The organism is Ornatilinea apprima, assembly GCF_001306115.1.
GTDB lineage: Bacteria > Chloroflexota > Anaerolineae > Anaerolineales > Anaerolineaceae > Ornatilinea > Ornatilinea apprima.
The window spans coordinates 25,325-35,043 of record NZ_LGCL01000010.1; the positions used below are offsets into that span (position 1 = coordinate 25,325).

Consider the following 9,719-nt stretch of genomic DNA (forward strand, 5'->3'; position numbering starts at 1 on the left):
CGTTTCTCTGCCAATCAAAAATCCCCACAACCTGTGTGGGGATGAGAGCGGGAGACGGGATTCGAACCCGCGAATAGTAGCTTGGAAGGCTACTGCCTTACCACTTGGCGACTCCCGCGTTGCCTGTCCCTTATTTTACTCTGCCCGCGCCGCACGGTCAAGGAAGGAATTATCGGCGCGCGCCCCACCCGATCTCCGCGAGCGGGACGCGCGTTCTCATCCGTTCCTACTCGTCCTCGCCGGCAGCCTGATCACCCAATTGGAACTGGCTGGCCGCCGTGTTCAGGTCTTGCGCCATCTGGCTGAGCATGCCAAACGAAATCACCATCTGCCCCACCTGGTCGCGGATCTCGTCCGCGGAGGCGCTCACTTCTTCCATCGCAGCGGTATTCTCCTCGCTGGTGCGCGCGATCAGGCTGACCGCATCGTTCACCTCAGCGGCGCTGGCAGACATTTCCTCTGTCGCGGCGGTATTTTCCTCCACCACCGCCGAAACCGAATCCATCGCCCCCACCAGGGTATCGGCCGCGCCGATCACCGCCCGCGCGGCCTGGCTGATCTCTTCCACCCGGCGGGTCACATCTTCCACCGCGAAAACAATCCGCTCCAGCGCCTGCCCCGACTGGTCGCCGCGCGCCAGGCCCTCGCCCGATTCACGCGCGCTTTCCTCCAGGGCGGCTACCGCGCCGTCCGTTGACTGGCGAATGGCACGCACCAGCGCGCTGACCTCTTTGGTGGAAACCGCTGAGAGCTCAGCCAGTTTGCGCACTTCGCTGGCTACCACCGCAAAGCCTTTGCCCTGCTCGCCAGCGCGCGCCGCCTCAATGGCGGCATTAATCGCCAGCAGATTGGTCTGGTCAGCAATATCCGAAATCGTCTCCACGATCAATCCAATCTGGCGTGAGTGCTGGTCCATCTCGTGAATTTTCTGGGTCGATTCGTCCACGCGGGCGTGGATGCGGCGCATGCCTTCCACCATCTGGCCCACAATTTGCGCGCCTTCCAGCGCGGCCGCCCCGGCCTGGCGCGCGTCTTCCGCGCCGCTGGCTGCGTGGGCGGTTACCATGCGCACCGCGTCGTTGATTTCGGCCGTCACCGTCGCGGCCATACTGACCGACATCGCCTGCTCCTGCGCGCCCTGGGCCACCCCGGCAATCGCGCCGTTCAGTTGGGCCATCGACTGGGCCGTTTTCGCGCTGGAATCGGCCTGCGCCACCGCCCCGCGGGTAACCTCTTGCATCGTCTCGCCAATCAGCACCAGCGCGTTTCCAGCCTCTTCAGCCGTAGTGGTCAGGCTGCCCGCCGCGCGGGTAAGCTGCTGCGCGCTGTTGTGAATGCGGCGCGTCATCCCCGCCAGACCAGAGCGCATTTCGTTGAAGGACTGACCCAGACGGTCACCCTGGCCGCGCACTTCAAAACTGCCGGTCAAGTCTCCCCGGGCGATACGCTGCGCGTCCGCAGAAATTTCGCGCAAATAATACATTAAACGTTGAAAAGAGCGCGCGATCTCACCAATTTCATCGTGCCGCTCAGTAAAGGTCAGGCCATACTTGACATCCACACCCTCCAGTTCAAAATCACCTTCGGCAAAACGCTCTGCCGAGCGGGCAATCATGCCCATCGGCACGGCAATCGAATTGGCCAGCCAAAACGCCGCCGCGCCAATCAAAACCGCCATCAGCAAAGTGGCCAGTATGGCAACGCGCACAAACCGCGCTCCCTGCTGCACAACGCTGTCCGCCGAAATATCCACCGCCAGCACCGCGTCCAACTGGCCGGTTTTGGTAAAAATGGGCATATACCCGGTGAGCCAGGTACCCCACTCATCGGTATTGAACTGGCTTTCCACCAGCGGACCGGTCAGCGTGTCGTAATTGGCTGCCAGGTCGGGCCCCACATCTTCATACTCGCTGCCCAGCGGCAAGATCATGCCTTGGTCATCGCCAATATCGATCACGAAATAAAAATTGCCATCGTCGCCTTTCCGCAGGGTGTACACAAAAGCAATCTCATCATCCATCTCGCGCACTTCGCGCAGCTTCTTTTGAAGGGTCATATAGCTGGTCTTGCCCTGGTCTTCCATGGTGCGCAGAGCGGCGTGACTGTCGCCGTCCACTTGCAAAGCAGCCAGTCGGACGATGGTCGCCAGCCGGTCGCGCATGGTCGCCTGGGACTGGCTGCGCATGACCAGGGTCATCGAGACGATTAAGAGGATTGAAAGGACAAGAGAAACAGCGCCGATCGTAATGCCGAGCGACGCGCGCAAACCGCGCAGCTCAATGCGTCGAAGAAAGTTGGGCATCTTATTCACCTGTGAAAAGGGGGTTTACTGCTGATTTTTCCGCTAGAAAGGTATATCGGCTGGTTCGAGCAACTCTTTAGGGTTTGTGGGTAAATTGAGCCTTTTCGTGTCGACTTGATGACCGCGCCTGCCAATGCTATAATTACCACCAGCGCCCCAGTAGCTCAAATGGACAGAGCAAAGCACTCCTAACGCTTAGGTTGTGGGTTCGAGTCCCCCCTGGGGCACTATTGATTCTTAAAAAAGTTAGGTTGTGCGCCCCATCGAGGGACGATGCTCGAGTCCCCCCTGGGGCACTGTTGATTCTTAAAAAAGTTAGGTTGTGGGTCCCCGTACAGGGATGATATCCGAGTCCCCCCTGGGGCACTTTATTATTTAACCTAAAAACAGTTTATGATCAATTTCTCCCCCTTTTTTGCCTATCACAAGAGTAGATATTCCAAAAACCAATCGATTCCTTCTCTATTTCCCTTTTCAAACCTTCGCGATACAATCCTAACAAACCATCCAGCCACCCGGAAAATCCTCATGCGCCAAGTGAAAATCACCGTCCTGAAAAAACACTTCTACGCAGACCTGGCCGACGCCTACCTGACCGAAGGCAAAGCCGTTGGACCATGCCCCCTGCTGGAAGAAGGCGACACCTTCACCTACGAAGGCGGCGCGGAAATGCCGCCGGGTTTCTGCCCGTGGGCATGGATCGACATCTATCGCGGCGTCAGCGCCCTCTCAGCCGGCGCCACCTACACCCCCTGGAACAACCGCGACGGGATGCAAATCCTGTGCTGCACCGACGGCATCCGGCCGGTCATCTTTGCCATTGAAGCAATAAAAGAAAAAGAATATTGATCTGGTTCGCTGAAAATAGCGATCAAAAAGATGAGATATTGCTTATCAGTTGCTCTTTTGGAGATTAAAAAAACAAAAATTATCTTTCTTCTGTACAATCCCGCAACCCGAGAAAAGTCTCCATATTCTTGCGTTGTGTTTCATTCAGTTGCTTTGTCTTAAAAACCGTTTCTAACATCATCACCTGCTTTATGTTACGTTTACATAATTGATCACAAACAGCAATATTTCCGGAGCCTTGAATACTTTGATCGCAAACCAATGTATCGTATTCTGGCAATTTCTTGAGCTCTACCTTTTCTTGTAGAATTGAACAATACTTCACCAGGTTTCCTTTAGCCACTGCACGTTTTTTTATAGTCTTGTCACGGTTTGCTCTCTCAAGCAAAACCTGACCGACCGTCCGCAAATTTGTCTCCTGCGCAAACTCGGGGCTGGTTACATAAATGGTCTTTGCCGTAGGCACGGTCATTCCTTCTGGAATAAAATAATTCACACTGATTCCTGGCAGATAACTGACGCTGCCTGTATAAGGCATGCCTGGCCCCTGCGCTTTCAAGTGTTGTCGCAGGTCTTCTATTTCCTCTTTCCTCATTCCAATGGGCATAAACATGCCGTTGATCAACCGGAAGAGCGGTTCAAAGGGAAAGAGGAGAAACCCGCCAATAAGAATACCTCCTAAAACTTTGAGAATAATGGAGCCGATTAAATCTTTTTCCCCATAATTTCTAAACAAAGAAAAGGAAAGAAAGATGCTTGAAATTAATAAGAGGAGGCTGGCTATATCGTTGGTAATGGAATATCTTTTGATCCTCTTCATCATTCGCTGAGCCATTTGCCAGTGAGTTTGGCAATAAGGCACCTGATAAACAGACCCAAATTTTGCGGTTTCAACTCTGCCAACCAGAAAATACCGTGTGGCCTCCTGAGAAGCATCAAAATCAAGCTTTTCTGTGGCTGGCTGTCCACACATTACACAGAGGTTTGATGAAAATGGAAACACAGGGGGATGAAACTCCATAGCAGACATAGAACACCTCCATTGAGCAACAGAATTGAAGGAGTCTTTTCTGAACTAGATGCAGAAAGAATGGTTCTCGGCTGCGAGGGTAGTAAAGAACTTGCTAGAAATTCAATCGTTTACAATTATCATCATTTCTGTCCATTGTTCTCAAATCCACTATACTGAGTAAAGAGATGCCCTTCAAGTAGGTAACTTCAGAGAAAATAACGACAGCATTTTGGCATGCCGCGTTGTGATCGTTATAACCAAAGCAGGATGTTTTCCCATGCCCTTTGAACCCGCTTACCTATCCCTGCTCGCTTCCGGCGAATATGCCGCCCGCTCATTTGCATTTTCCAGCGCGCAGAGTATCATAAACATATCCCCGTTGATTCCCTTTTATTGACCACTACAGGTTTCCTCCATACTGGTTGCCTGAAGAAACAAACAAAACGCCCTACCCGATTCGGATGGTTCGGTTTGATTCGGCTGTTGGGTGAATCGAACCAGAAACCGCGTGGAGATAAAAATGAAAAAACCAATTTCCCTGTTTGTTTTTTTGGCCGTCATCCTGCTCACCAGCCTGGCCTGTTCGTTACCCTTCGCCCAAAAAGACGGCGGCGCATCTACCTCTTCCTCAGAAAGCAATATCAGCCCCATTCAGTGCTGCGCAGACGTCAGCGACGACGGCGAATGCCTGGGAGAAGGCAGCCGCTTCCCGGCTGGAACCGGCACCGTGTGGGCCTTCTTCACCTACCAGGGCATGCAAGATGGGCAGCCCTGGTCATTGGTCTGGGAACAGGACGGCGATTTATACCAGCGCGAAGATCTGACCTGGGAAGACGGCGAAGAAGGCTGGCTGGCCTACAGCCTGGAAGAGCCAAACCTGAGCGGAACCTTCGACCTGACGATTCTTCTCAACGGTGAAGCCGTGCAAAGCGCATCCTTCAGCGTGGACGAATCCGAGGCCGCCCCAGAAACCGCGCCGCCAGCCGGCCAGGGCGGTGCGCCCACTTTTGGGCCTATCACCATCGCCAGTGATGTGAGCGACAACAACTTCCCCATCGGCATCACCAGCGTCTTCCCCGCCGGTACACAGGCCGTGTATGCGGTGTTCCCTTATGCCAACATGAGCGCCGGCATGGATTACACCGTGGAATGGGTGGTCAATGACCTCACTGTTTCGCGCGAAGACAACGCCTGGGAATCCCAAACCAACGGCATGTACTACTGCTCGCTGTACGACGACGAGCCCCTCCCCGAAGGCGATTACATTCTCCTGCTTTACATCAACCAGGAAGTGCAGCAGTACGCCAAATTCACCGTGCAGGGCGAAGCCGCTCCCGAACCGCCGCCCCAACCCGGCATCCCCGATCGGCCCGCCACTCCGGAAGAAGTGGTAGACGCCCAGGCTTTGCCCTATTTTTACGAAATTTTCAACGCGGACCTGCCTGTCTTGCACGAGATTGTGGCCATCAACCTGCAGTACTGGACTGAAGTTATTGTCACCGACGACAACCCCTGCGGAGAGGACGCCATAGCTTGTTTCTACAAAGAAAATTGTGATGTCCGTGAGGGCGGAAAAGTGTATATGACCTCCAGCGCCATGAACGACCCCTCCGCGGAAGTGACGGCCACCCTGGTGCATGAGCTGACCCACGGCATGCAGTTCTACCTGGGCATGCCCTGCGGCTGCACCGTGGAAAAAGAATACTACGCTATGATCTCAGAAGTGGACTATTTGCTCTACAGCGGCAATGAAGATTACGCCTACGATCATTACGGCCGCGCCTGGGACGACAGCGGCGCAGTGCGGCCTGACATCATCTGGGACGTGGTGAAAGCCGCTTACGGCGATCACTGCCCGGATTACTAACCACAACCACGCGCAAACCGCGAAGCCAACGGGGCTGCCTGTTCAGATGGGCAGCCCCGTTTTTTCATAAATCACGCCCGGCGCAAAAAAGCAAGGTGCGTTGAACCTCGGTCAACAGTTCCTGTATTTAAGGGAGATACCACGAAAAAACAGCTTAATTTCAGATTAGAGCTTGTTAATTTTGACCAAAAGCCTTGATTTTTTGGCCTGGTTTTGGTATCCTTATGGTGATGAACGTCTGGGTGCCCCCCTCACTCAGGCGTTTGTCATTTAACCACCACAGGGCGCATCTCCCCTTCCGGCCTCCCCAAATCGCCCGGCGCGCCCAAATCCGTCAGGTACACCCCCTCAAAATTGGATACAATCAAAAAGTAGCAGCGCGGTTCCTTTGCGTGATGAATAACGGAGAAAGGCCGGTACCTCATGTTCAAAAAACATCCGTGGATATTCCTGATTCTCATCCTGGCACTGGCGGCTTTTGCCTGCAACTTCCCCGGCGCGGCCGCCACCCTTACCCCCACTCCTGACCCTGCCCAGCAGGCTCTGACCCTGGTGGCACAAACGGAACAAGCCGCGGCCGCCGCCACCCTGGCAGCCACCCAGCCCGTCATCACCGTGCCGCCCACCGTCACCCTGGCGCCCTTCAGCGGCTCCACTCCCGCGCCCGCCTCCACCAGCACCTCGCTCCCCTGCGACCAGGCCGGATTTGTGACCGATGTAACCATTCCCGATGGAACACAGTTGGAACCCAACAAAGAGTTCATTAAAACCTGGCGGCTCAAAAACACTGGCTCGTGTACCTGGACGACCAGCTACGCGGTGGTTTTTGACAGCGGCGACGCGATGAACGCGCCGGTCTCCACCAGCCTCACCGGCAGCGTGGCTCCCGGCCAGACCATTGACATTTCCGTGTCGATGAAAGCCCCCACCGCCGAGGGTACCTACCGCGGAAACTGGAAGCTGCGCAACGCCTCGGGGGCGGTGTTTGGCCTGGGCGCCAGCAACAGCGCCTTTTATGTCGAAATTGAAGTCAAGAACACTCCCTCCAGCGGACCTACCGTGATCTACAACTTTGCGGAGAAATATTGTGAGGCAGAATGGATCAGCGCGGCGGGTGTGCTGGCCTGTCCCGGCGGCACCGGCGACAGCAGCGGGTTTGTGATCAAGCTCAGCAACCCCAAAATGGAAACCGGCGATTTTGCCAACAAGGTTTCCATCCAAACCCACCCGCAGTGGATTGATAACGGCGCGATCAGCGGGCGCTTCCCGGCCGTGGCCGTGCAGTCAGGTTACCGCTTCAAGGCCGATATCGGCTGCCTGCACAACGGCAGCGCCTGCGATGTGAAATATCAGCTTAATTACCGCGTGGATGGCGGCCCCTTGCAGAGCCTGGGCACCTGGGGCGAGAAGTATGACGCCGCGCTCACCTCGCTGAATGTAGACCTGTCTTCTCTGGCTGGCAGCTCGGTGCAGTTCATCCTCGCTGTCCAGTCCAACGGCCCCTCCAATCAGGATTGGGCGGTCTGGGTAAACCCGCGCATCGAGAAGTAAGACCGTCTGCCTGGCGCGGCCGGTTTCCGAAAAGCGGGTAGAGGGTTGTCTCGCATTCCCGCAAACTGCTGCGGCGGCGCGGGCGTATTTTTGGTACAATAAAGCATTCGTTCAGAAAGGAATTCCGTTCACTTTGTTTGAAGTTATTTTCCTGGGCACCAGCGCTTCAGCGCCCTCTATCCAGCGTGGTCTGCCGGCGCAGGTCATCAAGCATGACGAATACCGCTTCCTGGTTGACTGCGGCGAGGGTACTCAGCGCCAGATCTTGCAGGCCGGTTTGGGCTTTAAGCGCCTCAACCGCATCCTCATTACCCACGGCCACCTCGATCACATTCTGGGGCTGGCCGGGCTGATCTCCACCTTGATGCGCTGGGAAACCATGGAAGGCCTGGAAATTTATGCCGGAAAGCGCGCCCTGGAGCGCATCCACGACCTGGTATACGGTGTGGTGCTGCGCAACACGCGCCCGCCCATGCCCATTGACCTGATCGAAGTGAACGAAGGCCCCTTCTTTGAAGCCGATGATTTTCGCATCTCGGCTTTCCCTGTTTTTCATCGCGGCACCGATTCCTTCGGCTACCTGTTCGAAGAGAAAGGCCGCCGTCCCTTTCTACCTGAGAAAGCCGAAGCCCTCAACATTCCCCCCGGCCCCTGGCGGCGCAAGCTGGTGGAAGGCGAAGCGGCTTCCCTGCCCGACGGGCGCGTGATTGACCCCGAAACGGTTTTAGGTGAATTCAAACCCGGCACGCGCCTGGTGCTGGTGGGCGACGTGGGCGACACGCGCAGCCTGTTAGACGTTTGCCGCGGTGCGGACGCGATTGTGATGGAATCCACCTATCTGGATGAAGAAGAAAATATGGCACGGCGCTTCTCACACATGACTGCCCGGCACGCCGCCGAACTGGCCCGCGACGCCGAAGCCAGGCAGCTCATTCTCACCCATATCTCCCGCCGCTACCGCAACCGCGACGTGATCAAAGAAGCCCAATCGGTTTTCCCGGCTGCTGTGGTCGCCCGCGATTTCGACATCTTCCAGATCAAAAAAGACGAATCCCCGGCGCAGGAATAAAGCCTGACCCCAACTTAAGCAATCCAGCCGCCCTGTAGAAGAGCGGCTGGTTGATGTAGCCAGGGTACCGGCTTACTCGATAACAATATCGGCCACCGAGTTGAGAATATGGGTGGGCTGGTAGGGGTGTTTCTCCACTTCAGCCATCGAGGTAATGCCCGAAAGCACCAGAATGGTTTCCATGCCGCTCTGCACACCGGTGATAATATCGGTATCCATGCGGTCGCCAATCATCACCGTGTCTTCGGAGTGCACGCCCAGGTAATTCAGCGCGGCGCGCATCATCAGTGGGTTGGGCTTGCCGATATACAGGGGCTCAATGCCGGTGGCGGCTTCGATCAGCTTGGCAACCGCGCCGCAGCCCGGCACAATCCCAGCCTCGGTTGGGCCAGAGGTGTCGGGGTTGGTGGCAATAAAGCGCGCGCCCTTGGCGATCAGGCGAATGGCCTTGGTGATCGCGTCGGCGTTGTAATAGTTGGTTTCACCCAGCACCACATAATCGGGGTCATGCTCGGTGATGATATACCCCACCTCGTGGATGGCCGCCGTCAGGCCCACCTCACCCACCACAAACGCCTTGCCGCCCGGTCGCTGGTTCTGCAAAAAGCGCGCGGTGGCAATCGCCGAGGTGAAGATCAGGTTTTCCGGAACGTCCAGTCCAGTCATCTTTAAGTTGTGAGAAAGATCGCGCGCGGTGTAGAGCGAATTGTTGGTAAAAACCAAAAATTTCGCGTCCGCTTTGCGCAGGCGCTCAATGAACAGATCCGCGCCAGGAACCATTTCCTTGCCGCGAATCAGCACGCCGTCCATATCACTCAGATAGTTTTTTTTAGCACCCATGGGTTGTTTTTTCTCTCCAAAAATTTAAAAAATGTTCGTTTTTTTTATTATACAGGCAAAAGAAGATTACTACAGTTAATGAAACGTTATCCTTTTACTCGAAGGGGCTGTCTCTAAAGAATTTGGAAACAGCCCCAAAAATTAGCTGCAAATCGAATAAAAACGAAAAAACAAAAAATTGGTAGCCTACCTGGCTGCCAATTTTCGCATATTATGGGCAATACTGATC

General features: G+C 55.3%; 7 protein-coding genes and 2 tRNA genes. 5 read left to right on the forward strand and 4 right to left on the reverse strand.

Annotated features, from left to right (window positions below; translation table 11 throughout):
• Nucleotides 1–46: 46 nt before the first annotated feature.
• Both ADN00_RS02440 and ADN00_RS02445 read right to left on the reverse strand, forming a co-directional pair.
• A tRNA-Gly gene (locus ADN00_RS02440) sits at nt 47–118 on the reverse strand.
• A gap of 108 nt (nt 119–226) precedes the next feature.
• Nucleotides 227–2,302, reverse strand: coding sequence for a methyl-accepting chemotaxis protein (locus tag ADN00_RS02445; RefSeq protein ID WP_075061362.1), 2,076 nt, complete (start codon nt 2,300–2,302; stop codon nt 227–229).
• Between the two features lie 153 nt (nt 2,303–2,455).
• Between ADN00_RS02445 and ADN00_RS02450 the strand changes: the two genes are divergently transcribed.
• Nucleotides 2,456–2,529: transfer RNA gene (locus ADN00_RS02450), tRNA-Arg, on the forward strand.
• 301 nt (nt 2,530–2,830) lie between these two features.
• Nucleotides 2,831–3,151 carry a TIGR04076 family protein gene (locus ADN00_RS02455; RefSeq protein WP_075061363.1) on the forward strand — a complete coding sequence of 107 codons (321 nt, stop codon included), beginning with the start codon at nt 2,831–2,833 and terminating at the stop codon, nt 3,149–3,151.
• 79 nt (nt 3,152–3,230) lie between these two features.
• Here ADN00_RS02455 and ADN00_RS02460 read toward each other — a convergent pair whose 3' ends face one another.
• Nucleotides 3,231–4,181 (reverse strand): hypothetical protein, encoded by a 951-nt coding sequence (locus ADN00_RS02460; protein ID WP_075061364.1) that lies wholly within the window; start codon nt 4,179–4,181, stop codon nt 3,231–3,233.
• Nucleotides 4,182–4,683: 502 nt separating this feature from the next.
• On the opposite strand from ADN00_RS02460, the gene ADN00_RS02465 reads away from it, so the two are divergent.
• The 3 genes from ADN00_RS02465 to ADN00_RS02475 all read left to right on the forward strand — a co-directional run bounded on the left by ADN00_RS02465 (nt 4,684) and on the right by ADN00_RS02475 (nt 8,650).
• Nucleotides 4,684–6,030, forward strand: coding sequence for a hypothetical protein (locus ADN00_RS02465; protein ID WP_075061365.1), 1,347 nt, complete (start codon nt 4,684–4,686; stop codon nt 6,028–6,030).
• Nucleotides 6,031–6,453: 423 nt separating this feature from the next.
• Nucleotides 6,454–7,581: an NBR1-Ig-like domain-containing protein gene (locus ADN00_RS02470; protein ID WP_075061366.1), complete on the forward strand. Its 1,128-nt coding sequence runs from the start codon at nt 6,454–6,456 to the stop codon at nt 7,579–7,581.
• 133 nt (nt 7,582–7,714) lie between these two features.
• Entirely contained in the window at nt 7,715–8,650 is a 936-nt protein-coding gene (locus tag ADN00_RS02475) for a ribonuclease Z (protein ID WP_075061367.1), read from the forward strand.
• Between the two features lie 72 nt (nt 8,651–8,722).
• On the opposite strand, the gene ADN00_RS02480 is transcribed toward ADN00_RS02475, so the two are convergent.
• On the reverse strand, nt 8,723–9,490 hold the full coding sequence (locus ADN00_RS02480; RefSeq protein ID WP_075061368.1) for an HAD-IIA family hydrolase: 768 nt from the start codon (nt 9,488–9,490) through the stop codon (nt 8,723–8,725).
• Between the last annotated feature and the right edge of the window lie 229 nt (nt 9,491–9,719).

Coding starts and splice junctions, on each gene's coding strand:
- ADN00_RS02445 (WP_075061362.1), bottom strand. CDS start 2,302: ATGCCCAACTTTCTTCGACGCATTGAGCTGCGCGGTTTGCGCGCGTCG.
- ADN00_RS02455 (WP_075061363.1), top strand. CDS start 2,831: ATGCGCCAAGTGAAAATCACCGTCCTGAAAAAACACTTCTACGCAGAC.
- ADN00_RS02460 (WP_075061364.1), bottom strand. CDS start 4,181: ATGTCTGCTATGGAGTTTCATCCCCCTGTGTTTCCATTTTCATCAAAC.
- ADN00_RS02465 (WP_075061365.1), top strand. CDS start 4,684: ATGAAAAAACCAATTTCCCTGTTTGTTTTTTTGGCCGTCATCCTGCTC.
- ADN00_RS02470 (WP_075061366.1), top strand. CDS start 6,454: ATGTTCAAAAAACATCCGTGGATATTCCTGATTCTCATCCTGGCACTG.
- ADN00_RS02480 (WP_075061368.1), bottom strand. CDS start 9,490: ATGGGTGCTAAAAAAAACTATCTGAGTGATATGGACGGCGTGCTGATT.